24 protein-coding genes are annotated in these 26,777 nt (G+C 60.3%); 8 read left to right on the top strand and 16 right to left on the bottom strand.

Features of this window, described 5'->3' with window-relative positions:
* The first annotated feature begins 87 nt into the window (after nucleotides 1–87).
* From ABD720_RS13120 to ABD720_RS13105, 4 genes are read left to right on the top strand one after another with little or no spacing between them, the layout of a single operon-like run.
* Nucleotides 88–1,026, top strand: coding sequence for an iron-containing redox enzyme family protein (locus tag ABD720_RS13120; protein ID WP_344763787.1), 939 nt, complete (start codon nucleotides 88–90; stop codon nucleotides 1,024–1,026).
* On the top strand, nucleotides 1,020–2,072 hold the full coding sequence (locus ABD720_RS13115; RefSeq protein WP_344763786.1) for a methyltransferase: 1,053 nt from the start codon (nucleotides 1,020–1,022) through the stop codon (nucleotides 2,070–2,072). Before ABD720_RS13120 ends, ABD720_RS13115 begins: the two co-directional genes overlap by 7 nt.
* The gene (locus ABD720_RS13110; protein ID WP_344763785.1) at nucleotides 2,072–3,202 is read left to right on the top strand and encodes a hypothetical protein; all 1,131 of its coding nucleotides are present in this window, start codon (nucleotides 2,072–2,074) and stop codon (nucleotides 3,200–3,202) included. The genes ABD720_RS13115 and ABD720_RS13110 overlap by 1 nt, the downstream gene beginning before the upstream one ends.
* A gap of 10 nt (nucleotides 3,203–3,212) precedes the next feature.
* Nucleotides 3,213–4,070, top strand: coding sequence for a GNAT family N-acetyltransferase (locus ABD720_RS13105; protein WP_344763784.1), 858 nt, complete (start codon nucleotides 3,213–3,215; stop codon nucleotides 4,068–4,070).
* 24 nt (nucleotides 4,071–4,094) lie between these two features.
* Here the strand turns inward: ABD720_RS13105 and lplT are convergent, their stop codons facing one another.
* On the bottom strand, nucleotides 4,095–5,297 hold the full coding sequence (gene lplT, locus ABD720_RS13100) for a lysophospholipid transporter LplT (protein WP_344763783.1): 1,203 nt from the start codon (nucleotides 5,295–5,297) through the stop codon (nucleotides 4,095–4,097).
* A gap of 560 nt (nucleotides 5,298–5,857) precedes the next feature.
* Here lplT and ABD720_RS13095 point away from each other — a divergent pair.
* Nucleotides 5,858–7,543: a methyl-accepting chemotaxis protein gene (locus ABD720_RS13095; RefSeq protein ID WP_344763782.1), complete on the top strand. Its 1,686-nt coding sequence runs from the start codon at nucleotides 5,858–5,860 to the stop codon at nucleotides 7,541–7,543.
* A gap of 160 nt (nucleotides 7,544–7,703) precedes the next feature.
* On the opposite strand, the gene ABD720_RS13090 is transcribed toward ABD720_RS13095, so the two are convergent.
* The 12 genes from ABD720_RS13090 to ABD720_RS13035 all read right to left on the bottom strand — a co-directional run bounded on the left by ABD720_RS13090 (nucleotide 7,704) and on the right by ABD720_RS13035 (nucleotide 21,463).
* The gene (locus tag ABD720_RS13090; RefSeq protein WP_344763781.1) at nucleotides 7,704–8,489 is read right to left on the bottom strand and encodes an ABC transporter ATP-binding protein; all 786 of its coding nucleotides are present in this window, start codon (nucleotides 8,487–8,489) and stop codon (nucleotides 7,704–7,706) included.
* Nucleotides 8,490–8,492: 3 nt separating this feature from the next.
* Nucleotides 8,493–10,283, bottom strand: a complete 1,791-nt coding sequence (locus tag ABD720_RS13085; RefSeq protein WP_344763780.1) for a branched-chain amino acid ABC transporter ATP-binding protein/permease — start codon at nucleotides 10,281–10,283, stop codon at nucleotides 8,493–8,495.
* Nucleotides 10,284–10,293: 10 nt separating this feature from the next.
* On the bottom strand, nucleotides 10,294–11,337 hold the full coding sequence (locus ABD720_RS13080) for a branched-chain amino acid ABC transporter permease (RefSeq protein ID WP_344763779.1): 1,044 nt from the start codon (nucleotides 11,335–11,337) through the stop codon (nucleotides 10,294–10,296).
* Between the two features lie 140 nt (nucleotides 11,338–11,477).
* The gene (gene dmpG, locus ABD720_RS13075) at nucleotides 11,478–12,506 is read right to left on the bottom strand and encodes a 4-hydroxy-2-oxovalerate aldolase (protein ID WP_344763778.1); all 1,029 of its coding nucleotides are present in this window, start codon (nucleotides 12,504–12,506) and stop codon (nucleotides 11,478–11,480) included.
* A gap of 30 nt (nucleotides 12,507–12,536) precedes the next feature.
* The gene (locus tag ABD720_RS13070; protein ID WP_344763777.1) at nucleotides 12,537–13,502 is read right to left on the bottom strand and encodes an acetaldehyde dehydrogenase (acetylating); all 966 of its coding nucleotides are present in this window, start codon (nucleotides 13,500–13,502) and stop codon (nucleotides 12,537–12,539) included.
* A 16-nt stretch (nucleotides 13,503–13,518) separates the two neighbouring features.
* Entirely contained in the window at nucleotides 13,519–14,319 is an 801-nt protein-coding gene (locus ABD720_RS13065; RefSeq protein WP_344763776.1) for a fumarylacetoacetate hydrolase family protein, read from the bottom strand.
* Nucleotides 14,320–14,374: 55 nt separating this feature from the next.
* Nucleotides 14,375–15,511: an ABC transporter substrate-binding protein gene (locus ABD720_RS13060; RefSeq protein ID WP_344763775.1), complete on the bottom strand. Its 1,137-nt coding sequence runs from the start codon at nucleotides 15,509–15,511 to the stop codon at nucleotides 14,375–14,377.
* A gap of 54 nt (nucleotides 15,512–15,565) precedes the next feature.
* Nucleotides 15,566–16,531 carry a 3-carboxyethylcatechol 2,3-dioxygenase gene (locus ABD720_RS13055; RefSeq protein WP_344763774.1) on the bottom strand — a complete coding sequence of 322 codons (966 nt, stop codon included), beginning with the start codon at nucleotides 16,529–16,531 and terminating at the stop codon, nucleotides 15,566–15,568.
* A complete protein-coding gene (locus tag ABD720_RS13050) occupies nucleotides 16,476–18,179 on the bottom strand; it encodes a bifunctional 3-(3-hydroxy-phenyl)propionate/3-hydroxycinnamic acid hydroxylase (RefSeq protein ID WP_344763773.1) in 1,704 nt (567 codons plus the stop codon). Before ABD720_RS13050 ends, ABD720_RS13055 begins: the two co-directional genes overlap by 56 nt.
* Nucleotides 18,180–18,285: 106 nt before the next feature.
* Complete coding sequence (locus ABD720_RS13045) at nucleotides 18,286–19,188, bottom strand: alpha/beta fold hydrolase (RefSeq protein ID WP_344763772.1); 903 nt, start codon at nucleotides 19,186–19,188, stop codon at nucleotides 18,286–18,288.
* Nucleotides 19,189–19,318: 130 nt separating this feature from the next.
* Nucleotides 19,319–20,125, bottom strand: coding sequence for a DNA-binding transcriptional regulator (locus ABD720_RS13040; RefSeq protein ID WP_344763771.1), 807 nt, complete (start codon nucleotides 20,123–20,125; stop codon nucleotides 19,319–19,321).
* 54 nt (nucleotides 20,126–20,179) lie between these two features.
* Nucleotides 20,180–21,463, bottom strand: coding sequence for an amidohydrolase family protein (locus ABD720_RS13035; RefSeq protein ID WP_344763770.1), 1,284 nt, complete (start codon nucleotides 21,461–21,463; stop codon nucleotides 20,180–20,182).
* A gap of 187 nt (nucleotides 21,464–21,650) precedes the next feature.
* Here ABD720_RS13035 and ABD720_RS13030 point away from each other — a divergent pair, with 187 nt between their 5' ends.
* Nucleotides 21,651–22,835 carry an ATP-binding protein gene (locus ABD720_RS13030; protein ID WP_344763769.1) on the top strand — a complete coding sequence of 395 codons (1,185 nt, stop codon included), beginning with the start codon at nucleotides 21,651–21,653 and terminating at the stop codon, nucleotides 22,833–22,835.
* A 32-nt stretch (nucleotides 22,836–22,867) separates the two neighbouring features.
* Here the strand turns inward: ABD720_RS13030 and ABD720_RS13025 are convergent, their stop codons facing one another.
* The 3 genes from ABD720_RS13025 to ABD720_RS13015 form a co-directional block, all read right to left on the bottom strand.
* Nucleotides 22,868–23,491 (bottom strand): DUF6198 family protein, encoded by a 624-nt coding sequence (locus ABD720_RS13025; RefSeq protein WP_344763768.1) that lies wholly within the window; start codon nucleotides 23,489–23,491, stop codon nucleotides 22,868–22,870.
* 5 nt (nucleotides 23,492–23,496) lie between these two features.
* Nucleotides 23,497–24,591, bottom strand: coding sequence for a branched-chain amino acid aminotransferase (locus ABD720_RS13020; protein WP_344763767.1), 1,095 nt, complete (start codon nucleotides 24,589–24,591; stop codon nucleotides 23,497–23,499).
* A 211-nt stretch (nucleotides 24,592–24,802) separates the two neighbouring features.
* Nucleotides 24,803–25,075: a hypothetical protein gene (locus ABD720_RS13015; protein WP_344763766.1), complete on the bottom strand. Its 273-nt coding sequence runs from the start codon at nucleotides 25,073–25,075 to the stop codon at nucleotides 24,803–24,805.
* 347 nt (nucleotides 25,076–25,422) lie between these two features.
* On the opposite strand from ABD720_RS13015, the gene ABD720_RS13010 reads away from it, so the two are divergent.
* Entirely contained in the window at nucleotides 25,423–25,998 is a 576-nt protein-coding gene (locus ABD720_RS13010) for a chromate transporter (RefSeq protein ID WP_344763765.1), read from the top strand.
* Nucleotides 25,995–26,579: a chromate transporter gene (locus ABD720_RS13005; protein WP_344763764.1), complete on the top strand. Its 585-nt coding sequence runs from the start codon at nucleotides 25,995–25,997 to the stop codon at nucleotides 26,577–26,579. Before ABD720_RS13010 ends, ABD720_RS13005 begins: the two co-directional genes overlap by 4 nt.
* Nucleotides 26,580–26,777: the final 198 nt, after the last annotated feature.

The following is a 26,777-nucleotide window of genomic DNA, read 5'->3' as shown; positions in this document are numbered from 1 at the left end:
ACCTTGGCAAAGTGCGCCCATGTCGATCATCGCCCGGCCAAATGCATTTGCAAGCCGATTGCTCGCACACCATGAGAAGCAACCACCATGTCAATCACACTCACCTCGTCGTACCAGGATGCGTTCCACCGCAATCTCGCCCATTTCAATGTCAGTCGGATCGCCCTCGATAGCCCCAGCGCCGGATGGCAGGACGCATTGCACAACGACCTCGGTTACCGGCTGGCAGAAGGACATTATCTGGAGGAACTGCGCGCCACGGTCGTGCCGATGATGTGCACGGACTGGCGCGATACCGACGGATTTGCCGACTGGTTCGAGGCGTTGCTGCACATCGGACCGGGCCAGCAGCACCCGCTGTTTGACTGGCTGGCCGATGCGGCGACGATGTCGCAGATGCGCTGGTTCCTGACCCAGGAAGTGGCTGGCGAAGCGGGTTTCGACGATCTGGTCGCGATGACGCAGGTTAAGCTTCCGGTGCGTGCCAAGCTGGAATGTGCGCGTAATTACTGGGATGAAATGGGACACGGCAAACAGAGTGCGATGCACGGCCACATGCTGGAGCGCATGGTGCAGGAACTCGGCCTGCAGCCATCGCTCGACGCCACGGTGTGGGAGTCGCTGGCACTGAGCAACACCATGATCGGGCTGGCGATGACGCGTCGCTACACGTATCACGCGATCGGTGCGCTGGGCGCCATCGAACTCACTGCGCCGCTGCGCGTCAAAAAAATTTCCAATGGCATGCGTCGGCTCGGCCTGGATGGTCGTGCGCGCGCCTATTTCGACTTGCATGCGGCACTCGATGTCTCGCACGCCAAGGCCTGGATACGTGAAATCATCCGGCCGCTGGTCGATGCCGATCCGTCCTGCGCGCAGTACATTGCCGAAGGCGCGATGATGCGACTGCTGTGCGGCGAACGCTGTTTCAATCGCTACCAGCTTGAGCTGGACGACTTGCATGGCTGCGAGCCGGCGTCGGTGTTGCAGCCATTGGCCGAACGTCATCTGGTGCGCTCTTGCTGACTACGACATCGGTGCCGCAGTCTGCCGTGGCAGCGCGCCCGCTTTCGACGCCCGCGCCCGGTCTGATCCGGTCGGCAGCGCTGAGCCGTCTGCTGCGCGAGGTCGCTTCCACCGGCTACCGATTCATTACACCGTCGCCGTTCACGCATCAACGTGTGCTGGCAAACCGCGCGCAACAAAACGCCACGAGCTGGCGCGATATTTTTGGGTGGAGCATGCCGTTTGCGGCGACGGCCATCGAGCAGTCGATGCTGGACCTGATGGACCAGGCTGGCGTTCTGGCAGTGGATGGCGAACTGCTGCGCAGTCTGGTGCGCATCTCCAGCATTGGCGACGATCTGTTCGTCCATTCCGCCTATCCGACTACGCAGGACAATGCGGTTTTTTTCGGGCCGGACACCTATCGGTTCGCGCGTTTCATACGTCAGGCGCTTGCCATTTCCGCGGGCTGGATTGAGCCGGCGTTGTCGCTGGTTGCGGGCACACCGATGCACATCCTCGATGTCGGTTGCGGTAGCGGGGCGGGTGCACTGATCGCGGTACGCGCGCTGAGTGCCGCCAACATCCCGCTGGCGGTGACGATGAACGATATCAACCCGCTCGCCTTGCGCTATGCCCTGGTGAATGCCGACATCGCCGGCATCGCGGTCAATATAGCCCTCGGCGATGCGCTCTCGTGCCTCAACGGCAGGTTCGATCTCATCGTCTGCAACCCGCCCTATCTCGACGACGATGCGCAGCGCGCTTATCGGCATGGCGGTGCCCGACTGGGTCGTGCGCTCAGCGTGCGGATGGCGACCGAGGCGATTGCGCGGCTGGCATTGGGTGGCCGGCTGTTGCTGTATACCGGCGTCGCGATTGTCGAGGGTGACGATCCGTTCCTCGCCGAAATCGGTCCGGTGCTGGATGCGGCCGGTTGCGACTGGTCGTATGGCGAAATCGATCCCGATGTGTTCGGAGAAGAAATCGAGCGCCCGGTGTATGCCCACGTCGACCGTATCGCTGCGGTCGGCCTGATCGCCCAGCGCAAGCGGGAGCCTGCGTGATGCCGCCGGAATCGAATCCGGCGATCCGGGCCGATGACGCGCAGGCATACCATCACGCTCCCGATGCGGCATCGTCATCAGATGCAACCCGCTGCAGCACTCTCGAGCGCATGCCCAAATGGCTGATCTGCATTCCACTCGCCGTGCAATGGATCTGGCTCACGCTGCGTTACCGCAGCGCGACGCTGCCATCGGCGGCGAATCCGGCGATTACCTCCGGCGGACTGGTGGGCGAAGGGAAGCTGGAATATTTCAACCATATGGGACCTGTCGCGCGTGCCGCGACGGCGGATTTTTGCGCGGTGTCTACCGCCACGTTGCCGGACAGTGTGGCGCTGCTGGCAACCCTGCAGGTGGCCGGATTGTCGTTTCCCATCATCGCAAAACCGGATCTCGGACTATGCGGCTACGGTGTGCAACGGCTGGACAATCTGGCGCAGCTACTGGCGTATCTTGCGGCGTTTCCGCCGCATGAAACCGTGGTGTTGCAGCGGTATTTATCGCAGGAAGGCGAGGCCGGGATTTTTTATGCACGCGATCCGGAGTCCGGCGATGCACGCATTATTGGCCTGGCGTTGCGCTACTTTCCGCGCGTGATCGGTGACGGTCTGCACACGATCGGCGAACTGATCGCGGTCGATCCGCGTGCCCGGCGGCTGACGAGATCGTCGCAACATGCTGGCCAGTTTTCAATCAACGAGATCCCCGCCGCCGGTGCAGTCGTGCGACTGGCGACGATCGGCTCGACGCGTGTCGGCGGTCTGTATCGCAACGGCGCATCCTGCATTACGCCATCATTGAGTGCCGCCATCGACGCGATCGCGCGTGACATGCCGGAGTTCTATTGTGGCCGCTTCGATGTGCGCTTCGATCATCTGCACGAGCTATGCGCCGGTCGCGGTTTCTCGATCATTGAAATCAATGGTGCCGGCTCGGAAGCGATCCAGGCCTGGGACCCCGACATCGGCGTGATCGATGGCTTTCGCATGATCTTCGCCAAACAGCGCGTTCTTTTTGCGATTGGCGATGCGATGCGGCGCAGGGGTGTCAAGCCGATCGGGCTGGTTGCCTTGCGTGCTCTTTATCGTCGCCAGCAGCATCTGATTTCGCACTATCCGCCATCCAATTAGGGGCATAGCCATGGTCATGGAAAGCAATAGCTGCAGTACGGGCCAGCGCTTGTGGACCGGGGCGCAGGAGTCACTTGCCGAGCCTGTCAGACAGGGCGCCTGGAAATTCGAGGTGCGCTGGGCCGAGTGCGAAGCTGATGTGCAGGCAGCGCAGCGTTTGCGCTACCGCGTCTTCGTGCAGGAAATGGGCGCGCGCCTGGTGCCGTCGCTGGCGTCGGATCATGGGCTGGATGCCGACCGCTTCGATCCCTACTGCGACCATCTGCTGGTACGCGCAGTGTCGGAAGAGAACGGCAATCACGGCCCGCTGATCGGGACTTATCGCGTGATGCCGCCACATGCAGCGCGCCGCGCCGGGGGGTTTTATACCGACACCGAATTCGACCTGAGTCCGCTCGCGCAGTTGCGCATCAATGCCGTGGAGCTGGGCCGCTCCTGCGTTGACCCGGGCTGGCGCGCAGGCGGAGTGATCATGGCAATGTGGGGCGCGCTGGGGCAGTACATGCTGTCGCACCGGCTCGACACCATGATCGGATGCGCCAGCGTGGGACTGTGCGACGGCGGTCGCAATGCCGCCGATCTGTGGCGCCGATTGCGGAGCGATCACCTGGTCGCGCCACAATGGCAGGTGGCGCCGCGTACGCCGCTGCCGCTGTCGCTGTCGCACGATGATGGGTTAGTTCAGGACGCTGCCGACAGCGCCACCGCAATCAACATACCGCCATTGATCAAGGGATACCTGCGCTGCGGCGCGCGTCTGCTGGGCCCACCGGCGCTGGATCTGGCATTCAATACCGCAGACTTGCCGATGATGCTGCGTTTCGACGACCTGGCACCGCGCTATCGCAAGCACTTTCTGGGAAATTGAACGCTGGCGTTGACCGCTCCGGTGTCACCGCCGTTTTGCACCGCGCATCATCACACCGGTTGCACACAGAATTACCGCGCCGAATCCGGTGACCATCGCGTTCAGCGAGATCCCAGCCATCGTCAGCCCGCCATACAGCGCAAGCACCGCCAGCGCTGCCAGATTCTCGTAAAAATTTTGCACGGCAATCGACTGTCCGGGCTGCAAAATGCGGCTGCCGCGCGTTTGGAGCAGGGCATTCATGGGCACCAGCAGGAGTCCGGCCAGGATCCCGATAAGCACCAGAATGACGGTGCCAGCCCACGGCGTCGACACCAGTTGCATCGCGATGATCAGTACTCCGATGCCAAGACCTGCTGGCACTGTCGCGGTAGCCGCCGCCAGTGGTACCAATCGGGCGGCTGCCACCGCACCGCCAACGATGCCCAGCGCGAGGGCGCACTGCAATAACGCCGCTTGCGACAGGGGAAGATGCAGCACCGTCTCGGCCCAGCGCAAGACCAGGAACTGGAGTGCGGCGGCGATCGCCCAGAATACGCTGGTCACCGCCATCGCCTGGCTTGCCCGCTGGTCGCGCCACAGGATGCGACTGCTGCGAATGAAGTTCCTGAGCATCGCGCCGGGATGGGCCAGTGCCAGCGGATCGCACGCAGTGCCACGCGGGATCGCGAGTGCGGCCAGCGAGGCGAGCGCATAGACGCCAGCAATGCCGGCGCACGCTGAGCGCGCCGGCGTGCCAAGTCCAGCGATCTGAAGCGTGGGCACCACCAGTAATCCCCCCAGCGCCACCCCAGCCAGAATCGAGAACATGCCGGACACTTCGATCCACGCATTGGCGAGCACCAGTTCTGCATTCGGCAGCAGTTCACTCAACATCCCGTATCGGGCCGGGGCATACGCCGACGCGCCCATGCCAACCAGCGCATAGGCCAGCAGCGGATGCACGCCGACAAGCAGCAGCGCGCAGCCGGCCAGCTTGATGAGGTTGGTGACGGTGACGATGCGCGACTTGGCGAAGGCATCGGCGAAGGCGCCCGCGAATACTCCGAGCAGGACGAATGCCAGATAGAAGCAAATCCGCAGCGCCGGCGTCATCCAGGCCGGCGCTGCGTTCTCGGACAGCAGGCCGATGGCCGCGACCAGCAACGCATTGTCGCCCAGCGCGCTGAGAAATTGCGCCAGCAGCAGCGGGATGAACGCGCGTCGGTTGGTGGCCGGCAAACGCATCAGGTCTCGTCCTGCGAGTGATGCGGTTGGGGCGGTGCAGGTTCAGTCATGGGCAGTGTCGTCCGGGGAAGCAAGTAGCAGGATGCCGCAGCACGGGTAGCGGTTGGTTTGTGGTGGCGTGGTGCGCGTGGAGTATGCAGTTGAACGGGCTTTGTGTGCGCGCTTCATTGCAGATCGCATCGAGAGCAAAACCAGATCCAGTGTCCTTCTTGTCTTGACTGACGGTGCAGCCTTGGCCCGCTGGCAGCAGCATCCGCAAACCCTTACGTGAACTTTCGCAAGAGTGCATAAAAGCAACAAAAAGTAGCTGGAAAGTCTGAAAAAGTAACCATTAGTTTCAATTTCTGGCATGGTTCAAACAGTGCGCATCGCGTCGGGTACCCGGAATCGATGCGTTGCTTTTTACCTGTCAGTACTACGAGTACCAGCAAATAAGTGTTCGCTGTAACGCAACGATATGGGTCTTGGCAACTAAGTCCCGAATACAAAAAATAATTTCTGATACGGGAGCTATGGCGTCATGAAACGCCCATGCCCTCCATAACCTGAGGCCTGACACTATGCTGATTCGTACACGACTTGCCGTAACTTTTGCCGGACTTGCCTTGATGGTTCTGGTGGTATCCGGGGTATCTCTGAAGTCGCTGGCTGACGCCAATGCCCACTTCGACGACTACGTGCATGGGCTGCTTGCGCGGGGTCAGATGGCTGAGGCTTTGCGAACGGCAGTTGATGCACGCGCTATCGCCGTGCGCAATCTGGTACTGGCCGTCAAGCCTGCCGACCTCGCACTCGAGAAAGATAAAGTCACGCGCGCCCACCAGCAGGTTGGCAGCAGCCTGACCCGGCTCAACGACATGCTGGCCAAGGCCACGCATATTAACGAAGAGGGTAAAAAGCGCGTAGTCGAGATGAACCGGGTCGAGGCGCTGTACAGCCCGGTGGCACTGGGCATTGTCGATCTGGCGTTGAAGGGCAAGAAGGAAGAAGCCATCACCAAAATTAACGACGAGTGCCGACCCTTGCTGGCCGCACTTGACCAAGCCTCGGATGAGTATCTGGACATCGTTGCCAAGTCGTCGGAAAAATTGATGGAGCAGGCCGAGTCTGCTTACGCGTCACGGCGCAATCTGATGATAGTCGCTTGCCTGCTCACCCTTGTTTTTGCAAGCGTGTCCGGCGTGCTGGTCACACGTGCAATCACCCGGCCGATCAACAAGGCGGTAGGTATTGCCGAAGCAGTTGCCGCTGGCGATCTGACGCAACGCATCGATGTGGCTGGCAATGACGAAGTGTCGAAATTGATGGGCGCGCTCAGTCGCATGAGCCAGAGTCTGGAAGGCATCGTTGCCAGGGTCAGAGTCAGCAGCGAAAGCATTGCGACCGGCTCGGCGCAGATCGCATCGGGTAATGCCGACCTCAGTCAGCGCACCGAGGAACAGGCCAGTGCACTGGAGGAAACCGCCGCATCCATGGAACAACTCAACTCCACGGTCAGTCAAAATGCCGAAAACGCGAACCAGGCGAATCAACTGGCGCGGGGTGCGTCGACAGTAGCGGTCAAGGGTGGCGACGTGATCAGTGAGGTCGTCACCACCATGAAAGCCATCGACGACAGCAGCAAGAGGATCTCCGAAATCATCGGCGTGATCGACGGCATTGCATTCCAGACCAACATACTTGCACTGAATGCCGCCGTCGAAGCTGCGCGTGCTGGCGAGCAAGGACGGGGGTTCGCGGTCGTGGCCACCGAAGTGCGCAGCCTTGCCGGCCGCAGCGCGGAAGCCGCCAAAGAAATCAAGAGCCTGATCGCCGCCAGCGTTCACCGTGTCGAACAAGGAACCGTGCTGGTCGGACGCGCCCGCGAGACGATGACCGATGTGGTTCAGTCGATTCAGCGTGTCACCGACATCATGAGCGAGATCAGTTCGGCCAGCATCGAACAAAGCACAGGGGTTTCGCAGGTAGGCGAAGCCATCACGCAGATGGACAGAGTGACCCAGCAGAATGCTGCGCTGGTTGAAGAGAGCGCCGCGGCGGCAGAAACCCTCAAGGACAATGCACTCCAGATGGTCGAGGCGGTTGCCGTGTTCAAGCTCGGGAATGCTGAAGCAAGACGGGTTGAGTCGACACGTGTTGAGACAGGACGCCATCAGCCAGGTAGCGACCCGGCAAATAGCGCAAGGCGTGTCAAACGATTTGCTCAGACACAAAAACCGGCGTTGGTGGGATTCGAAAAAACCTGACACAACATGCTCTGCCAAAACCGGCCAGGCAAACGCGCGTCGCCGTGGCCGGTGGCGTGCGCGAAATGACGTTACCTGAACGAATCATGCGTAATCGTATTGCACGCAATCCAATTACCTCGCCGGTATAGCCTGCCTGCACGCAAAGCAAACATCACCATTAAACGATCAGCGCGCCCGCAGCAGCAGCCTGCGCTGCACCATGCCCCAGCCCCAGATACGTTTCGATCACTTTGGGATTGACCGCCAGGTCGGCGGCATCGCCGCCCAATACCACGTCACCGGTTTCCAGCACATAGCCGACATCGGCGACCTGCAAGGCGGCCCGGGCATTCTGCTCGATCAGCAGGGTGGCGACACCGGTCAGGCGCAGCTGACTGATGATGCGAAAAATTTCTTTCGTAATTAACGGGGCCAGGCCGAGGCTGGGTTCATCCAGCATCAGCAATTGCGGCTTGCCCATCAATGCTCGCCCGACTGCCAGCATCTGCCGCTCGCCACCCGAGAGCGTGCCGGCGGCTTGCGTGCGGCGTTCCTTCAGGCGCGGGAACAGCGTGAAGACGGTTTCCAGCTGGTCCATGTAATTTTTTTCGCCGGCTTTTTTGCGGCGGTAGGCGCCGAGCTGCAGGTTGTCTGCCACGCTCATGGTGGTGAATAGTTCGCGGGTTTCCGGTACCAGGCACATGCCCAGCGCGACCCGTTCTTCGGTTGCGTAGGCGCTGACGTCACTGCCCAGAAACGTGACGCTGCCATCGACCGAACCGCTGGCCGGCAACGAGCCCATGATGGCGTTGAGCATGGTGCTTTTGCCGGCGCCATTCGGACCGATGACGGTGACGATCTGGCCGGCGCTGACGTTCAGGGTGCAACCGTGCAGTGCTTCCACTTTGCCGTAACAGACGCGCAACTGGTTCAGTTCGAGTATGGGTGTCGTGGTCATTGTCATCTCCTAATCCACGCCGCCCAGATACGCTTCCAGTACCACCGGATCGTTCTGCACATGCTGCGGCGTTCCTTCCGAAATCTTCGTGCCGAACTCCATCACCACCAGTCGGTCGGTGAGGTGCATCACAAAGTCCATGTCGTGTTCGACCAGCAGGATGCTCATGCCTTCGCTGCGCAGTTTGCGCAGCAAGCCGGCGAGGGCTTCCTTTTCCTGGTAGCGCAGGCCGGCCGCTGGTTCGTCGAGCAACAGCAGCGACGGGTCGCAGCACAAGGCACGCGCCACTTCCAGGATGCGCTGCTGGCCCAGTGCCAGACTGCTGGCATCGTCATGCAATCTATCGCCCAGCCCGACCCGGATCAGCTGGCGCTTGGCTTCGTGCAGCAGCTTGGCTTCTTCGTTACGGTTCAGGCATAGCATGCTGGCGATGATGCCGCCCTGCGGCCGGAAGTCGCTGCGCAGATGGCCGCCAATGGCGACGTTTTCGAGCACCGACATGCCGGCCACCAGATGCACATGCTGGAAGGTGCGGGCGATGCCGCGCTTGACGATCTCCCTGGACGCCAGCCCGGAAATCGATTCGCCACAAAAACGCACCTCGCCGCTGGTCACAGGCAAGACGCCAGTGACCAGGTTGAAGGTGGTCGACTTGCCGGCGCCATTGGGACCGATCAGGCCGATGATTTCGCCGGCGCGGACATCGAAGCTGACGTTATTGACGGCGACCAGCCCGCCGAACTGCTTGCGGGCGCTGTCGACCTGCAGGATCAATGCACCGGCTTGGGGTTTGACACGTTGCGGCAAGGCCTCTGCCGAATCAGGCGCATGCACTGGCGGCGCTGCCGGAAACAACCCGCGCAACAGCGGCCAGAGACCATCGCGCGCATGGCGCAACAACAGCAGCAGCAAGATGCCGAACACGATGATTTCAAAGTTGCCGCTGGCACCCAGCAGCTTCGGCAAGACGCTCTGCAGAACGTCCTTGAGTACCGTGAATACGGTGGCGCCGAGGATCGCGCCCCACACATATCCGGCGCCGCCCACCACTGCCATGAACAGGTATTCGATGCCGATGTTGATGCCGAACGGGGTTGGATTGACCGCCCGCTGCAAATGCGCATACAGCCAGCCCGACACGCAGGCAAGCAAGGCCGCGTAGACAAACATCATGACCTTCAGCCAGGCTGTATCGACGCCCATGGCTTCGGGCATCAGCTTGCCGCTTTTCAGGGCGCGCATGGCGCGGCCCGGGCGGGAGCGCAACACATTCGTCACTGACAATATCGCCACCATCAGGATGGCCCAGATCAGGCAGTACATGGCACGGCTGGATTGCAGCGAGATGCCGGCCAGTGTCAGTGCCGGAATGTCGTTGATGCCGTCGTATTTGCCAAGAAATTCGAAATTTCCGAACAGGAAGTACAGCGCCAGTCCCCAGGCGATCGTCCCCAGGGGCAGGTAGTGACCGGACAGGCGCATCGAGATCATGCCGATGGCCAGCGCGGCAATGGCCGTGATGAGCAGTCCCGCCAGCAAGGCGATCCAGGGTGACGCACCCAGTTGCGTGGTCAGGTATGCCGTCGTGTACGCACCCACGCCAACGAAGGCGGCCTGTCCGAACGAAGTCATGCCGCCGACCCCGGTCAGCAGCACCAGCCCGAGCGTGGCAAGCGCGGCCAGGCCGATATAGTTGAGCAACGTGATCCAGTACTCGGGAATCGGTAACGCTGGCAGCAGTGCAACGACGACCAGAAACGCGATCAGGAATTTTTTCTGTGGATTGTTTTGCGAAGTCATGGCGATGTCCTTATTCATCATCACCGCCGTGGGGTGATAGTAAAGAACGCCACAGCAGGACCGGAATGATCAGGGTGAAGACGATCACTTCCTTAAATGCGCTGGCCCAGAATGACGAAAAGCTTTCGAGCAAACCGACCAGCAGCGCACCGGCTGCGGCAATCGGATAACTGGTCAGTCCACCGAAGATCGCCGCGACGAATCCCTTCAGGCCGATCAGGAAACCCGAGTCGTAATAAATCGTCGTCAGTGGCACGATCAGGATGCCGCACAGCGTACCGATCGCCACCGTCAGCGTGACCGCCAGGCTGCCGGCCTGGCTGGTACTGATGCCGACCAGGCGCGCGCCGAGGGCGTTGATGGCGGTCGCCCGCAAGGCCTTGCCGGAGAGCGAACGTTCGAAGTACAGGTACAGTCCGACGATGAGCGCCATCGCTACCGCCAGCACCAGCAGGCTCTGGCCGGAGATCGTCATGTCATCGAGTGAAAGCGGCGTCTCGATAAACGCGGCGGTGCGAAACCCTTCGGCACCGAACATCACCAGGGCAACACCCACCAGCACGAAATGCAGCGCCACGGAGGCGATCAGCAGTACCAGTACCGAGGCGTTTTCCATCGGTTTGTAGACCAGTCGATACAGCATTGGCCCCATCGGAATGACCATCGCCAGCGTCAGCGCGGCCTGGGCCAGCAGCGGCCATGCCTGCGTGCCGGCAAAACGCGTCAGCAGCAGGATCATGACCGGGTAGGCGATAAACTGCAGCGCAAGATGGATCTTGTACCGCGGCCGCCGCAGTGCACCGCGCCGGCCCGATGTCAGTTCGGACAGGAACGTCAGCGCGCCCAGGATCACCAGCAGCCATGCCGTCAACGGCATGCGACCGGCCTCCAGTGTCGCGATGGTCAGTGCGCCGAACACGACGAATTCGCCCTGTGGCAGGAAAATAATCCGCGTGACGGAAAACACCAGCACCAGCGCCAGCCCGAGCAATGCGTAGATCGCGCCGGACGTGATGCCATCCTGCGCCAGAATCGCAGCAGTCAAAAAATCCATGGTCTCCTCTTGTATTTTTGTGTGATGCAGCCGCGGTGTTGCAGTCGCCATCGCAGCGGTAGCGACGATGGTGCTGCGTGGTTTATGCGGCTTGTTACGTGTGGCTAGTTACATGCGGCTTATTGATGCACCAGCCTGGATTAGCCGGCTGCCCGCGTTTTCAGCATGTCGAGCGCGACGTCGACGATCATGTCTTCCTGACCACCGACCATGCGACGCTTGCCCAGTTCGACCAGGATGTCGAAAGCCGGCAAGTCATATTTTTTTGCCGCCGTTTCGGTATGGCGCAGGAAGCTGGAGTACACGCCGGCATAGCCCAGCGCCAGCGTTTCGCGGTCCACCCGTACCGGACGTTCCTGCATCGGCCGCACGATATCTTCGGCCGCGTCGATCAGCATCCTGACGTCGCAACCGTGGGTCAGTCCCATCCGGTCAACGGCGGCAATGAACACTTCCAGCGGCGCGTTGCCGGCACCTGCACCCATGCCGGTCAGGCTGGCATCGATGCGGTCGCAACCGTGCTCGAGCGCCACGATGGAATTGGCCACGCCCAGCGACAGGTTGTGGTGCGCATGCATGCCGGTCATGGTCTCGGGCTTGAGGACATCCTTGAAAGCCTTGAAGCGCTCGGCGATGTCGTACATATTCATTGCACCGCCGGAGTCCACCACGTAGACGCACTGGGCGCCGTAGCTTTCCATCATTTTGGCCTGCTGCGCCAGTTTTTCCGGGGTGGTCATGTGGCTCATCATCAGGAAGCCGACCGCCTCCATGCCCAGTTCGCGCGCGTGTTCGATGTGCTGGCGCGAGATATCGGCTTCGGTGCAATGGGTGGCCACGCGCACGATGCGGGCACCCGCTGCGTAGGCATTGTTGAGGTCGTGAATGGTGCCGATGCCGGGTAACAGCAGCGTGGCCAGTTTGGCGTGCTTGAGTACATCGGCGACCGCTGCGATCCATTCGAGATCGGTATGCGCGCCGAAGCCATAATTGAAACTCGATCCCTGCAAGCCGTCGCCATGGGCGACTTCGATGCTGTCGACTTTTGCATCATCGAGTGCGCGGGCGATCTGCACGACCTGCGGCAACGAATACTGGTGGCGGATCGCGTGCATGCCGTCGCGCAGCGTGACGTCGGAGACGTAAATTTTCTTTTGCTTGTCAAACATGGTGAGTCCTTTTTCGGATGGCGGGTGCGGTCAGCCGTGATGGGCTGCGAGCATCAGCGTGCTGGCGATACGTTCGGCAGCGGCGATGGCCGCACTGGTCATGATGTCGAGATTGCCGGCATACGCAGGCAGGTAATGGGCCGCGCCTTCGACTTCGAGGAAAATCGAGACCTTGGTCCCGGCCCGGCGACCGATGCCCGGCAGGTTCAGTGCATGGTCGGCATCGAAGCGCTCGAACTGCACTTCCTGTTTCAGGCGGTAGCCCGGCACATAGGCCGCGACACTGTCGGCCATGGCGCGCACCGAAGCGCGGATCGCATCCTGATCCGCATCGAGGTCGGTCATGCAGTAGACGGTATCGCGCATCATCAGCGGCGGCTCTGCCGGGTTGAGCACGATGATGGCTTTGCCGAACTGGGCACCGCCGACGTCGACGATGGCGCGGGACGTGGTTTCGGTAAATTCATCGATGTTGGCGCGGGTGCCGGGGCCGGCCGATTTGCTGGCGATCGACGCGACGATTTCGGCATACACGACCGGTGCCACGCGCGAGACCGCAAACACCATCGGGATCGTGGCCTGGCCACCGCAAGTGACCATGTTGATATTGGTCGCTTCGATATGCTGGTCGAGGTTCACGACCGGCACGACGTACGGCCCGATCGCGGCCGGTGTCAGGTCGATCACGCGTACGCCATGCTGCTGCAACAGCGCATTGTGTTTTGCGTGCGCGCCGGCCGAAGTGGCGTCGAAGGCGATACGGATGTCCGAAAAATTGGGCAAGGCCAGCAATCCGTCGATCCCGTCCGCCGTGACCGGCACGCCCAGTCGCGCGGCGCGCGCCAGGCCATCGGACGCGGCGTCGATGCCGACCATCGCCCCCATAGTCAGGTGCTTCGAGTAGCGCAGTACCTTGATCATCAGGTCGGTGCCAATATTGCCCGAGCCGATGATGGCGACCGGGATCTTGCTGGTTGAGTCGATTGAGCGTGTCATGGTTGTTCCTGTCGTTCTAGTTCGAAAACACGGCGCGCACTTCACCGAGACCGTCGATGCGGGCACAAAACCGGTCGCCCGGATTGACCACGACCATGGGGCCGAGTGCCCCGGTCATCACCACGTCGCCGGCGCGCAGCGGCGAACCGACCTTGACCATCATGTTGGCCAGCCACACGGCGGCATTGAGCGGATTGCCAAGGCACGCTGCACCCGAACCGGACGACACGATCTGGCCATCGCGTTCCATGGTCATCGCGCAACCGACCAGATCGATATCGGCCAGCTTGACCGGCCGCGAGCCCAGCACGAACAGGCCGCTGGAGGCGTTGTCGGCAATCGTGTCGACCAGCTTGATGTCCCAGTTGTCGATCCGGCTGCCAACGATTTCGATGGCAGGCAAGGCGTATTCGGTGGCCGAAATAATGTCTGCAAAACTGTGCGTGTCATGCAGCAGATCGCGTCCCAGCACGAGGGCGATTTCTGCCTCCGCTTTGGGTTGCAGCGTGCGCGACATCAGGATCTCTTCACCATCGCCGATGGCCATGTCATCGAACAGCATGCCGAAGTCGGGTGAATCCACCCCCAGCTGGCGCTGCACGGCCAGCGATGTCAGACCAATCTTGCGACCGATCAGGCGGCGTCCTGCCGCCAGCCGGCGGTCGGTATTGATCTGCTGGATGGTGTAGGCGGCGGCCACCGGGTCCATGCTGGCGGCCTCGCCGAAGATCATCTCGCGCACGGGCGAGCAGGGCGCCCGTGTTTCGCCGGCGACCTGGAGCAGGTGCGCAATCTGCGCAAGTTTTTGTTGGTTCATGCTGGTGTTCTCCGTGAGGTGTCTTCCGGTCACGCCGCGTGGCGTGACCGGCGGTTTATTTGACGTAGGACCAATGCGCGTTTTTCACTTCGATCAGCACGCGGCCACGCTGGTCCAGACCCATGTGGTCTTTCGCCGTCATGTTGTAGACGCCGTTGACGCCGACCATGTCCTTGGTGCGTTCCAGGTTGTCGCGCAGCGCCTGGCGGAATGCCTCGGTGCCTGGCTTGGCCGTCTTCAGGGATGCCGGTATCGCATTGCTGAGCAACAGCCAGGCATCCCAGGTCGAGCCGGCGAAGGTCGAGCGCGAATCGGCGCCGTACATTTTTTCGTAGGCGGCATTGAAGCTGACACCGACTTTTTTGCTTGGCACGCTATCGGGCAATTGTTCCGCCACCAGTGTCGGGCCGACCGGGATCAGCGCGCCTTCGACACTCTTGCCGCCGATGCGCAAGAAATCCTTGCTGGTGACACCGTGCGATTGGTAGATTTTTCCGGTGTAGCCGCGCTGGCGCAGTTCGATTTGCGGCAGTGCTGCTGGTGCACCGGACGCGCCGACGAAGACGACGTCCGGCTTGGCCGAGACCAGCTTCAGGATCTGACCGGTGACGCTGGTGTCCGGACGCTTGTAACGCTCGCTGGCAACGACCTTGATGCCGGCAGCCTGCGCGGATTTTTCCAGTTCGGCTGACAGCAACTCACCCCAGCCATCGGCAAATCCGATGAAGCCGACGGTCTTGACGTTGCGCTCGACCATGTCATCGACCAGGCGCTGCACCATCAGGCTGGCGCTTTGTACCGACTGGAATACCCAGCTGCGCTTGTCTTCCGGCGGGTCGTAAGGCGTGATCACGATCATCGGCGTTTTGCCATCGTGGATCACGACGGTCATGGCGGCGGCGTTCGGATTGGTATTCGGTCCGATGATGGCGTCGACCTTGTCTTCGGAAACCAGCTTGCGCGTGTTCTTGACGGCGGTAGTCGGGTCGGTGGCATCGTCGAGCAGGATGTAATTGATCTTTTCGCTGCCGATGCTGGTCGGCATCAGGGCCACTGCGCGCTTGATGTCGCTGCCCAGTGCGGCGGCGGGTCCGGTGAAAGAGGCGACGACGCCGATGTTGATATCGGCTTGGGCTGCCTGGGCAAACAAACCGACGGTAGCGGCGGCGATGACGGTGATGATGGGTTTCATGTGGTGTCTCCTGGTTTTAGTTTTGGTGATGCGCTTTGGTAAATCATGACTGCGTTAATTCTTTGTGATGACCTCATCCGCCTGCCCCTGCAGCGTCGCAAACCCGGCAATCCACTCCGGAATCGGTTCGTAATATCCGGCCTGCACGGTGTAGCGATTGCCGGTGGCGGCGGCCATCGCCGCGTTGGCGGCAACCCAGGACTTGACCTCGTGGGCCGAGGCACCGGCAGCTTCGGTAATGGCGTCGTTGCTGATCTTGTCGAGAGAAACCAGGTCACGCGCACACAGCGTGGCCAGGAATTCACGATCCCATTCCGGGTTCAGCGGATGCAGTGTCGAGGTGCCAGCGGCAAAGGCCCGTGCCGCATCGATGGTGCGTTGCTGCCGCGCTGCACGCGCATCGGCGCTCGGCTGGCGACCCGCGATCAGGCGCTCGGCCACTTCTGCCGACGCACCCGCCAGCAACGGCACCGGCGGGTTATGCGACAAGCCACCCGAGGCCATGAACAGCACGCGCTTGTTCAACGTCGCGGCATAGCGACCGACCGCATCGCCCAGCAAACGCGCCCGTCGGAAAGCCGGCATTGGCGGTGCTACCGAGTTGATGAAGATCGGCACCACCGGATAGCGTTCCAGCGCGCCGGCCAGCATTTCCAGCGGCTGGGCAAAGCCGTGGTCGACCTGCATCCGGTACGACACCGCGCAATCGATATCGCTGTCGAGGACGGCACAGGCACACGCAAGCGCAAGGTCGGCAGGTACATCCAGCGGTCCCGACAACGAGCCGAAATCCCCGATCGAATCGGCGACGACACCGATGCAGAACGGCGGCATCAGGTCATAAAAAAAGCCGTTGTAGTGGTCGGGCGCAAACAGAAAAATGACTTCCGGATCGAAGCGCTGCAAGGCATCGCGCAAGTTACCGATCGCCTTGGTCGCCGCCTGGACTGTCTCCGGAAGCGGATCAACCAGCCCCATTAGCGGCGAGTGCGACAGGCATTGCAGCATGGCTTGCGTCATCGAGGGCTCCTTGGTGGGCGGGTTGGTCGGTGACGTGCAGTGCCTGTTCCAGGCTGAGCGACATCGCATCGATTTGCTGGGGCAGGCACATTCCGGCGACAAATCGATCGGGCCGCAGGAACACCACGGATGCACTGTGGTTGCCGAACCATTCCTTGAGGCGGCCATCGGTATCGGCGACGATCGTCACGCCTTCCGGCTGGCGCGCGAGTTCGTGGGCCAGTTGCGTGTTCGGGCGTACCGAGATGATCCGGGTGCCGAGTCGTTGCCACAGTTGCCGGGTCTCTGCAGACATCCAGTAGGTCGGATCATTGCCCCAGCAAACGATGGCGAACGATGTGCCGAGAACCTCGTCGAGCTTGACCGGCAGCGCAACGATGTCAGTAGTGACGCGCGGCTGGATGAACATCCGCCCGACCGGTGATGCGGTATCTACACCCGCTGGATACACCAGCGCTCCCGAGCGATAACGCGGCATCGGTTTGAAGCGCATTTCGACAAAATAGCGCTTCACGGGCGGGATGTAATTGAGCAGCCAGGTCACGCCATCGCGCAATGCAGCGACCGCCCGGTTGGTCGGCGAAAAAATCTTGCCGGCGGTTTGCGACAGCGCAATCATCGCGGCGGCGTGTTCGCGGCGCTCCTCGCCGTAGGTATCGAGCAAGGCATCGTCGGCCAGGCCATTGATTACCATGGCGAGTTTCCAGCCCAGATTGGTGGCGTCGCGCATGCCGCTGTTGTAACCCTGACCCTGCCAGACCGGCATGATGTGGGCCGCATCGCCAGCCAGGATGGCGCGGTCCTGGCGGAAGCGCGCTGCCAGCCGACCGTTGTGGGTATAGACCCGTGCGCGGATCATGTCGATGCGGTCCGGGTCGGGCAGCACGCGGCTGAGCATCAGGCGCAGTGTCTCTGGTGAGACGACATCGCCTTCGGCTTCGCCCGGGAACAGCATGAATTCGAAGCGGCGGATGCCGTGCGGCAGCGCGATCGAGACATACGGACGCGCGGGATCGCAATGCATGTAGGCGTTGGGCGTGCCGAGCGGATCATTGCGCAGATCGATCACGACCCAGCGGTTGGCGTCGGTCTTGCCTTCAAATGGAATGTCCAGCACTTTGCGCACCGTGCTGCGACCACCGTCGGCGCCGACCAGATAGCGTGCGCTGATGCGGGTATCGCCGTCGGGCGTCTTGACGCGCAAGGTGACGCTGTTGGCATCTTGCGTGAAGCTTTCCAATGTATGCGAAAACCGCACGCTGACATGCGGATAGCGTGCAAGACCGTCCAGCAGGACGCGGTCGGCCAATGGCTGGATGAAGGCATTGCGGCGCGGCCAGCCGAATTCATCGGTGCGCGGTTCGATCGAGGCAAAGCAGCGACCCGAACCGGTCACAAAACGCATCCAGTGGAACGACGTGGTGTGCGGCAGTACGGCATCGGACAGGCCGACGGCCTGGAAGGAGCGCAGGCATTCATCGTCCATGCCAACGCCGCGCGGATAGTCGATCAGTGCGCTACCGCCGTCAATGACGATAACGTTGATGCCTTGTGCACCAAGGTAGTTGGCGGTCAGCAGACCAACCGGTCCGGCGCCGACGATGACGACATCGCAACGCAGGTCGAATTGTGAGGTACGGGTGTCCATGGAACTCTCTGTGGGCTCGTGACTGATTACCGGAATGTCCGGCGTGGAGTGGGGAATGCAGCGGCCGGGATCAAACGTCATCCCGGCGCCGCCCGCGCCAATGGCGTTACGCTGTCACCAGTGCTGCCTGGCTCACCGGCTTGCCCAGCAAGAAATTCAGGTGCATCTCGTTGAACAGCGGCGCATCTTCGAACTGCGGCCAATGACCGCAGCCATCCATCACGGTGAACAGTGCACCGGGAATCATCGATGCCATGCGGCGACCTTCGCTGACATCGGCAGTCGGATCGTCCGAGGTCCAGATCACCAGCGTCGGTGCCTTGATGCGGCCGTAATCGTCGGCCAGCAGGATGTTGCGCTGACGGACTTCCATCTCTTGCAGAATCATGTTGTGCTTCATCGATGCGGCCATGCCTGGCTGGCTGTAGATCGCCTGACGTGTCGCCACCAGGTCGTCGTACGCCTTTGATTTGTCGGCCATCAGCCATTCGACCCGTGCCTTGATGAAGTCCCATGACGGATCGGCGGCAGCGCGCAGGGAGAGTGTTTTCAGGCGCTCCATCACGACCGGATCGGCTTGCGAGCCGCCGGCGGTGTTGAGCACCAGGCGATCGATACGATCCGGATAGTCGATGGCAAAACGCGCCGCGACCCAGCCGCCGAGCGATTCGCCACTGATGCTGGCCTTCTCGATGCCGGCCGCATCCATGAAGCGCAGCAGGTGATCGATGTAGTGTTTGATTTCCAGGTCGCAGGTGGCCTTGTCGGTCCAGCCGTGGCCGATCATGTCGATGGCCCAGGTCGAGAAGTGCTCGCTGTGCGCCTTGAGGTTGCGTGTGTACGCTTCGGCGTGACCGCCAACGCCATGCAGCAGGATCAAAGGCGGGTTGTCTTTGTTACCGGCGTGGAGGTAGCGGGTGTTGATGCCCTTCGCGTCGATCCAGCCTTGTGAAAACGAGACGCCGCGCAAGTCGGCCCAGATGCTGCGGTATGGTTGTTCGGTATGCATGTTGTTTGTCTCCTGGTTCGTCATGCATCGGAGAATAGGCAACTGGCATCACGCCGACAAAACTGAATCTCAAATGTTCACCAGGTGCACATGTCGTGCAGGGGAGAGCTGGTTGCGAAGGTGGCGCTGTTCAGTCGTGTTGACTGGCATCCATCTGGTTGGTGATCTTGGTGACGGCTTCCTGCAGCGCACTACCGTACTTCCTGACTGCGTCCTTGGTGCTGAGTGCGCGCGACAGATAGATGATATTGAGACAGGCAACGACGCGTCCCTGGCTGATGACCGGAAGTGCAATCGCGCCGACCTTTTTTTCCGTGGCCCAGTCGCCTTCGTTGGATGAAAATCCATCCGCCCGCACGCGCTTGACCAGATTGGCGGTGAACCGTGCATCTGCGGCCAGCCGCCCTTGCTCATCGTCCTGCGAGCGCAGCATCTGCACGATCTGTTCGCGCTCGTCGTCACCACAAAACGCAAAATAGGCGCGGCCGGAAGCGGTCAGCAATATCGGCAAGCGTCTTCCCACCATCGACCGATGAAACGACAGTGGGCTAAAGCGATGGGTGGTTTCGCGGATGATCATGGCGTCGCCGGACAGCGTGCTCAGGTCGGATGGCCAGACCACCTTCTGCATCAGTTCGCCCATGATCGGTGTCGAGATTTTCGAGATCCATTCAACGTCGGTGAAGCCTTCGCTGAGTTCACGCACCTTTAACGTCAACTGGTAGCGGTCATCCGATTCGCTGCGTCTGACATAGCCATCGGCAATGAAGGTTTCCAGCAATCGGCGCACGGTGGCGCGATGCAGGCCGGTGCCGCTGCTGAGGTCGGCGATGCTGGCGCGACCATGTTCGACCGCGTTCAGGACACGTAACAGATCGAGGCCCCGCGTGAGGCCGCGCAAGGTTTTGTATTGGGTGTCTGGTGCGTCATCGTTCATGGGTGATCCGGGTGGAGTGGTGCAGAGTGGTGGCTGCATGTTATGTATGCACGTTTAATCGCCACTGCGCGCCATCCAGCTTACGGCTGCAGGCCGACCGGGCAGCGTCAGTATCGCCGTGGCCTGCGGCGTGCGTGAGATCACTTTGCCGGCACGAATCACGCACAATCGTGTTGCACGCAATCGAATTGCCTCAACGGTATCGTGCGCCTGCAACAGCACCATATCGGCTTTGCAGCCAACCGCAATGCCGTAGCCTTCCAGCCCGAGTATCGCCGCTGGCGTAACAGTGACGGCGTCGAAACAGGCGCGCATCGCATCTTGCCCGGTCATCTGCGCCACATGCAATCCCATCTGCGCGACTTCCAGCATGTCGCCGCTGCCCATCGGGTACCACGGGTCCATGACGCAATCGTGGCCGAAAGCCACCGCGACGCCGGCGGCCATCAGTTCGGGTACGCGGGTCATGCCGCGTCGTTTCGGATAACTGTCGTGGCGACCTTGCAGCGTGATGTTGATGAGCGGATTGGCAATCGCCGCGACGCCGGCATCGCGAATCAGCGGGATGAGCTTAGACACGTAATAGTTGTCCATCGAATGCATCGAGGTCAGGTGGGAGCCGGTGACGCGGCCTTGCAATCCGAGTCGCTGCGCGTGGAACGCCAGTGTTTCGATATGGCGCGACAGCGGGTCGTCCGATTCGTCGCAATGCATGTCCACCCGCAGGCCGCGTTCGGCTGCCAGTTCGCACAGGATGCGCACCGATTCGGTGCCGTCGGCCATGGTCCGTTCGAAGTGCGGAATCCCGCCGACCACCTCCACACCTTTGTCGAGCGCCCGCGTCAGGTTGGCGAGTGCGCCGGGTGCACGCAGCAGGCCATCTTGCGGAAAGGCGACCAGTTGCAGATCGAGATAGGGCTTGACCTTGTCGCGCACATGCAGCAACGCATCGACCGCCAGCAAGCGCGGATCGCAGACATCGACATGCGAACGGATTGCCAGCAATCCCTTGGCGACAGCCCAGTCGCAATACGACAGGGCGCGTTCGACCAGCGCTTCCTGCGTCAGCAGTGGTTTGAGTTCGCCCCAGAGCGCGATGCCGTCGAGCAGGGTGCCGGACTGGTTGACCCGGGGCAGGCCGTAGGACAACGTCGAGTCCATATGGAAGTGCGCATCCACAAACGGCGCGCTGACCAGCTGGCCGGCGGCGTCGATGGTCTCGCCCGCGGTGGCGACCAGTTGCGGCGCGACAGCGACGATGCGGCCTGCTTCGATGCCGATGTCGATACCGGTGCGGCCATCGGCCAGGGTGCAATTGCGCAGGATCAGTTCAAGCATGGGAGTGCTCCAGAAGAATCGGATCGCAGGATTTGCCAGACACGATCGGTTTGGGATCGGCATGATTTTTTCTGCGTGCCATTGTCGGTTAGCCAGCTGAAAGCCAGCATAGTCGACTAGCCCTTGTGACAGGTCAAAAAACTGATCGTTGCTGTCAATTGTCGCAGAGTTAGCAATTGCGATTTTCATGACAATGAATAACAATGGGCCGATGAAGACCTTCGACAGCATTCAAATCCTGCGCCCTGAACTGGCGACATCGTATCTTGCGTTGCTGACCGCGCAGCCGGGCCGGCCAATTGCCTTGTTCGCGCCGCGCCGTGTTGGCAAGACCTATTTTCTTGATGGTGACTTGTCGCCTGCAGCCGAAAAAGCCGGTTTTCTTCCTGTCTATGCCGATCTCTGGCTCAACCGAACGGCGCCGCTCGACGCCATCAACCAAGCACTGGAAGAGGCGCTGGACGATGTGAATGTGCCGCATTCGGTACTGGGTAGGATGGTGAAAACGCCGGTGCGCAAGGTCGGTGTTTTGGGTGCGAGTCTGGGGCTTGGCAGAACGCCAACCCGTCGTGACTTGCCCGATAAACCGGAATTGCGCATGGATACATTGATTGCACGGTTGGCCAACGATGCCGGTAAACCGGTATTGCTGATGCTCGATGAAATTCAGGCACTGGCACACTCGGCCGGTGGCGATGCCGTGATTGCCTCGATCCGTGCGGTCTTGCAAAAGCATAAAAAAAAGGTGTTTGCGGTCTTCACGGGTTCGTCGCAGGAAGCACTCGGGGAAATGATGATGTCAGCCGGCGGTCCGATGTATCAGTTTGCGCAGTTGCTGACGTTTCCGTTTCTGGAGATCGAGTTTCTGGAGCGGCTGGCGGCGCATTTCAGCGAGGTTCATCCACGCAAAAGGCTGGACGTCGTTGCGTTGCAAAGGGTGTTCGAACACATCGGGTTCAAACCGGCGCTGATGAAGGATATCGTCAAGGAAATGTCAGCCGAAGGGCAGACCGATGTGCGACTGGCACTGGAAAAATTCATGAAAGATGATCGCAATGTCCCGGCCTGGCAAGGCGTGTTCGATGCCTTGCAGCCGCTGGAACAGGCGGTGCTGGTCATCCTCGCCCATGGCATTGCACCGATGGGAAAAGACACGATCATGGCGCTCTCCACCATTCCCGCCGTCAATGCCACGCTGGCAAAAGTGCGGGCTGCGCTCGATCGCATGCGCAAGGCAGGCATTTTGTGCAACCCGCCGAAAGTCGGTTACATGATCGAGGATCGGTTGTTCAGGGATTATCTGGCAACGACGTACCAACCCAATTACATCACCAACGGCAAAATCGGGACGCTGCGCCGTATCCAGGAATGATGGCCCGGGTCATGCCGGAACCATCTTGATAGCTAATACCCGATGTATCTGCCCGGCCGATGCCAGGCGATGACCATGCAGCTCATGGACAGGGCGCTGAGCGCTGACCACGCCAGCCGGTCAGGGGCAATGACCGAAAACGACACCAGCAAAATGGCGACATCAATCATGATCTGGCTACGACCGGCATTGAGACCGCGCTTTTTTTGCAGCCACAACGTGACCACGCCGGTTCCACCCACACCGGCACCATGACGGGCGAGGGCGAGCACGCCCATCCCGCATAGCGTTCCGCCTGCCAGCGCCGCGAAGGCCGGGTGCACGAATTCGAAGCGCATTGCCGTCGGGATGACCGACAACAAGCCGGTTACGCCCAGATTGACTGCGATGGTGCGCAAGGCAAATTGCCGGCCCATCGCAAAGTAAGCAAATATAAAGAAGGGCACATTGATCAGCGTGAAGATGACACCGACCGGCAGGGGTAGTACGTACGACACCAGCAGCGCGATTCCGGCAATGCCACCTGTTACCAGGCCAGCAGTTTTCAGCAGGACGAGGCCGATGACGATGAACGTCAAGCCGACAATCAGTGCATAAATATCTTCCAGCGAGGAGTGGGGCCGCCCCGATGCGTGCGGCCCTTCGGATCTGCTCATTGCGGTCAACCTGCGTGATGTACCCACGATAGCGGGTCGTCGATCCGGCCACGCTGGATGCCGGTGAGCAGATCGCGAATCCGTTCGGTCACTGGTCCGACAGTGCCATCGCCAATGACCAGCTCGCCGCCGACATGACGGATGCGGCCCACGCCAGCGATCACGGCTGCCGTACCGCAGGCAAAGACTTCGCGAAGGTGGCCGCTGGCGACATCCGCACACCATTGATCGAAACTGTATGGGCGTTCTTCGACGGTGATGCCTTCGTTCCTGGCGAGATCAATCACCGAGGCGCGTGTAATGCCGGGCAAGATGTTGCCATTGAGCGGCGGTGTTACCAAGGTGCCGTCCGCCATGCTGAAGAAAATATTCATGCCGCCCAGTTCTTCAACCCAGCGATGTTCTACCGCATCGAGGAAGACGACCTGATCGCAACCATGCTCCGCTGCCTGCGCTTGCGCGAGCAAACTGGCAGCATAGTTACCACCACATTTGGCCGCGCCTGTGCCGCCTGGCGCGGCGCGGGTGTATTCATCCGATACCCAGACCGTGACCGCCGAGTTGCCATTTTTGAAGTAAGGGCCGACTGGGCAAGCGATGACGCAAAAAATGTATTCCTTCGATGGGCGCACGCCCAGGAAGGTTTCGGATGCAAACATGAATGGGCGCAGGTAGAGGCTGCCATCGCCATCAGGTATCCATCGCTTGTCGGCGCTGACAAGTGCTTCGACGGCCTTGATGAACAGCGCCTCCGGAACGGGTGCCATGGCCATGCGTTCTGCGGAGCGCTGGAAGCGGCGCGCGTTTTCTGTCGGACGAAATAACAGGACGCTATCGCCTGCGCCGCGATAGGCTTTCATGCCCTCGAAAATCTCTTGCGCGTAATGCAGTACTGCGCAGGCCGGGTCGAGCTGGAATGGCTTTCTAAATTCAACCTTTGCATCGTGCCAACCGCGTTCTTCGGTCCAGCGGGCCGTGACCATGTGGTCGGTAAATATGCGGCCGAATCCCGGGTTCTCCAGATGCGCCGCGATTGCATCGATCGATGTGGGATTAGGATGCACTTCCTGTGTGAACGCCCATTGTGTATTCGTCATCATATTTGCCAGAAAAAAGGAGACCCCAAGAATAATGCAATTTGCTTCGGTTGCGACTAACCCGGAAAAGTTTTGTCCGGAAAGTCAGCGAGAAAATGCGGTGATGAATACGGTGGCTGTTCGAGAATTTCAGAGAAGCGCAAAGGGACTTCGATACCAGTTACCGCGTATCGTGCCATTTAACCATCAGATGTGATGACTGCGAGATGAATGCCTAGTCGACTAGCTGGTAACCACGCTGACGCCGTATCTTTGCGATTGAGGCAAGTGCTGCGAGGCCTGCATCGAAGTTGTCGACAGCGTGCGTTTTGCCTCCGCCACGTCGATTGCGTTTGCTACTCCAGGCTTGCATGACTATCCAGTCACCGAACAGGTCCCGCGTCAAGAGCGCGGTATGCCGGCTATCGGCCGAAACAAAATGCTGTCGGATCGGGCTCTCCGAATGCACAGGCAACGGTCGGGTTAGTCCGTCAACAGGATCGATCATGGCTACTCTTTCGAATTTTTTCGGGGAAGTGCATTGTCGTCGTGTTGCTTGTGAGGGGGAAGACATTGCTAGCTAAAGTCGACACTCCTTTCGAGTTTACCTGCAAAGGGTTGCGTTGTCCGGGTTCAGGTGCCAATCACGATAAACGTTCATGCAGAGTCGGAGCGTTCTGCATTTTGTTGGCTGACAATGTCGTGGCAAACGGATGGCAATTGCATCAAAGTGCTGCAGCGTTGCCTGCGTGTTTCTTTTATTCTGATCTGCATGAGTTCCATGCGACGAGCAACGTCCGGTTTTTAACCGGTTGAATCGATGATTAACGGAAATAGTTCAACTAGAATTGCGGGATGACTCCGATTCCATTGCAAGACCGTCCGCGCCCGAACTCGTTGACCGACCTTTTTATTTCATTCACGCTCCTGGCATTGCAAGGATTCGGCGGGGTACTGGCGATTGTTCAACGTGAACTGGTTGAAAAAAAGCGCTGGATGACTCAGGAAGAATTTGTTGAAGAGTGGGCGGTGGCGCAGATCATGCCCGGTCCGAATGTGGTCAACCTTGCGCTGATGATCGGCGGACGTTACTTCGGTTTGCGCGGTGCCATCACTGCACTGGCTGGCATGCTGGTCGTTCCGCTCATAGTCGTTCTGGTTCTGGCGCTGGTGCACGCACGCTATGCGAATCATCCCGGTGTTGCGGGTGCATTACGGGGGATGTCTGCCGTATCTGCAGGGTTGATCGCAGCGACTGGATTCAAACTTGCCGGGACCTTGAAAACGCATCCGTTATCGATGCCTCTCGCAGCCTTCTTTTGTGTTCTTGGCTGCATTCTGATTACGTTGTTGAGCTGGCCGCTAGGTTACGTGCTGCTGGTCTTGGGTAGCGTGGCGTGTGTTCTGACATACCGGAAGCTTTCCGCATGAACGATTCGTTGCCGCTAGTACTAAGCGTTAGCGATTGGTGCGGGCTGTTTGGCCAGTATTTATTGTTGTCGATGATGTCCATCGGTGGTGCCATCTCTACTACTGCAGAGATGCATCGCTATCTGGTCGAACAACATCACTGGCTTACACCGGCGCAGTTCAATGCCTCTATCGCGATTGCACAGGCAGCACCCGGACCCAATGTCCTGTTTGTTGCGTTGATGGGCTGGAATGTGGGACTCAATACGGGAAGTCTTTTTGCCGCCGTCGCGGGTGTTGCAGTGACCATGGTCGGCATTATGTTGCCGAGTACAACGATCACATATCTGGCCGCGCAATGGGGTCATCGAAATCGCCAGTTACGGGCGGTGCGCGCGTTCAAGTTGGGGATGGCACCGATTGTGATTGCCTTGCTGATTTCTACCGGATGGATTTTGGCCAGCAATAACGGCGATCAGGCTGCGGATTGGAAGCTCTGGTTGTTGAGCGGATTCTGCGGCGTAATGATCTGGCGCACGAGAGTGCATTTGCTATGGTTGCTGGCACTTGGCGCAGTGCTGGGCTGGTTTCAATTGCTGTAATTCGTTCGTGGACTGGGAGCAGGGTAACGTGTTCGATGTTCGTTGATATTTTTGTGTGGAATCACTTGCGAATACGATGGGGAGTCGCTATAGTTCGCCTCCTGCTTCAGCGATTCCGAAGCGCGGACAAACAAAACGCTTTGTCTGAAGCGCGAAACGCGGCACGGTCGGCGAGGTTGGTCGAAGTGGTGTGGTTAG

The sequence above is a fragment of the Actimicrobium antarcticum genome, assembly GCF_039536745.1.
GTDB classification, from domain to species: domain Bacteria; phylum Pseudomonadota; class Gammaproteobacteria; order Burkholderiales; family Burkholderiaceae_D; genus Actimicrobium; species Actimicrobium antarcticum.
The sequence above is the reverse complement of the archived record's forward strand: the minus strand, read 5'-3'. Positions and strand labels throughout refer to the sequence as shown.

Excerpts from the sequence above, each read along its gene's own strand:
- dmpG (WP_344763778.1), bottom strand. The coding sequence starts at position 12,506 with ATGTTTGACAAGCAAAAGAAAATTTACGTCTCCGACGTCACGCTGCGC.
- ABD720_RS13120 (WP_344763787.1), top strand. The coding sequence starts at position 88 with ATGTCAATCACACTCACCTCGTCGTACCAGGATGCGTTCCACCGCAAT.
- ABD720_RS13060 (WP_344763775.1), bottom strand. The coding sequence starts at position 15,511 with ATGAAACCCATCATCACCGTCATCGCCGCCGCTACCGTCGGTTTGTTT.
- ABD720_RS13015 (WP_344763766.1), bottom strand. The coding sequence starts at position 25,075 with ATGATCGATCCTGTTGACGGACTAACCCGACCGTTGCCTGTGCATTCG.
- ABD720_RS13040 (WP_344763771.1), bottom strand. The coding sequence starts at position 20,125 with ATGAACGATGACGCACCAGACACCCAATACAAAACCTTGCGCGGCCTC.
- ABD720_RS13005 (WP_344763764.1), top strand. The coding sequence starts at position 25,995 with ATGAACGATTCGTTGCCGCTAGTACTAAGCGTTAGCGATTGGTGCGGG.
- lplT (WP_344763783.1), bottom strand. The coding sequence starts at position 5,297 with ATGCGTTTGCCGGCCACCAACCGACGCGCGTTCATCCCGCTGCTGCTG.
- ABD720_RS13080 (WP_344763779.1), bottom strand. The coding sequence starts at position 11,337 with ATGGATTTTTTGACTGCTGCGATTCTGGCGCAGGATGGCATCACGTCC.
- ABD720_RS13095 (WP_344763782.1), top strand. The coding sequence starts at position 5,858 with ATGCTGATTCGTACACGACTTGCCGTAACTTTTGCCGGACTTGCCTTG.
- ABD720_RS13050 (WP_344763773.1), bottom strand. The coding sequence starts at position 18,179 with ATGGACACCCGTACCTCACAATTCGACCTGCGTTGCGATGTCGTCATC.
- ABD720_RS13025 (WP_344763768.1), bottom strand. The coding sequence starts at position 23,491 with ATGAGCAGATCCGAAGGGCCGCACGCATCGGGGCGGCCCCACTCCTCG.
- ABD720_RS13020 (WP_344763767.1), bottom strand. The coding sequence starts at position 24,591 with ATGATGACGAATACACAATGGGCGTTCACACAGGAAGTGCATCCTAAT.
- ABD720_RS13105 (WP_344763784.1), top strand. The coding sequence starts at position 3,213 with ATGGTCATGGAAAGCAATAGCTGCAGTACGGGCCAGCGCTTGTGGACC.
- ABD720_RS13070 (WP_344763777.1), bottom strand. The coding sequence starts at position 13,502 with ATGACACGCTCAATCGACTCAACCAGCAAGATCCCGGTCGCCATCATC.
- ABD720_RS13090 (WP_344763781.1), bottom strand. The coding sequence starts at position 8,489 with ATGACAATGACCACGACACCCATACTCGAACTGAACCAGTTGCGCGTC.
- ABD720_RS13085 (WP_344763780.1), bottom strand. The coding sequence starts at position 10,283 with ATGACTTCGCAAAACAATCCACAGAAAAAATTCCTGATCGCGTTTCTG.
- ABD720_RS13035 (WP_344763770.1), bottom strand. The coding sequence starts at position 21,463 with ATGCTTGAACTGATCCTGCGCAATTGCACCCTGGCCGATGGCCGCACC.
- ABD720_RS13065 (WP_344763776.1), bottom strand. The coding sequence starts at position 14,319 with ATGAACCAACAAAAACTTGCGCAGATTGCGCACCTGCTCCAGGTCGCC.
- ABD720_RS13030 (WP_344763769.1), top strand. The coding sequence starts at position 21,651 with ATGACAATGAATAACAATGGGCCGATGAAGACCTTCGACAGCATTCAA.
- ABD720_RS13055 (WP_344763774.1), bottom strand. The coding sequence starts at position 16,531 with ATGACGCAAGCCATGCTGCAATGCCTGTCGCACTCGCCGCTAATGGGG.
- ABD720_RS13110 (WP_344763785.1), top strand. The coding sequence starts at position 2,072 with ATGCCGCCGGAATCGAATCCGGCGATCCGGGCCGATGACGCGCAGGCA.
- ABD720_RS13010 (WP_344763765.1), top strand. The coding sequence starts at position 25,423 with ATGACTCCGATTCCATTGCAAGACCGTCCGCGCCCGAACTCGTTGACC.
- ABD720_RS13045 (WP_344763772.1), bottom strand. The coding sequence starts at position 19,188 with ATGCATACCGAACAACCATACCGCAGCATCTGGGCCGACTTGCGCGGC.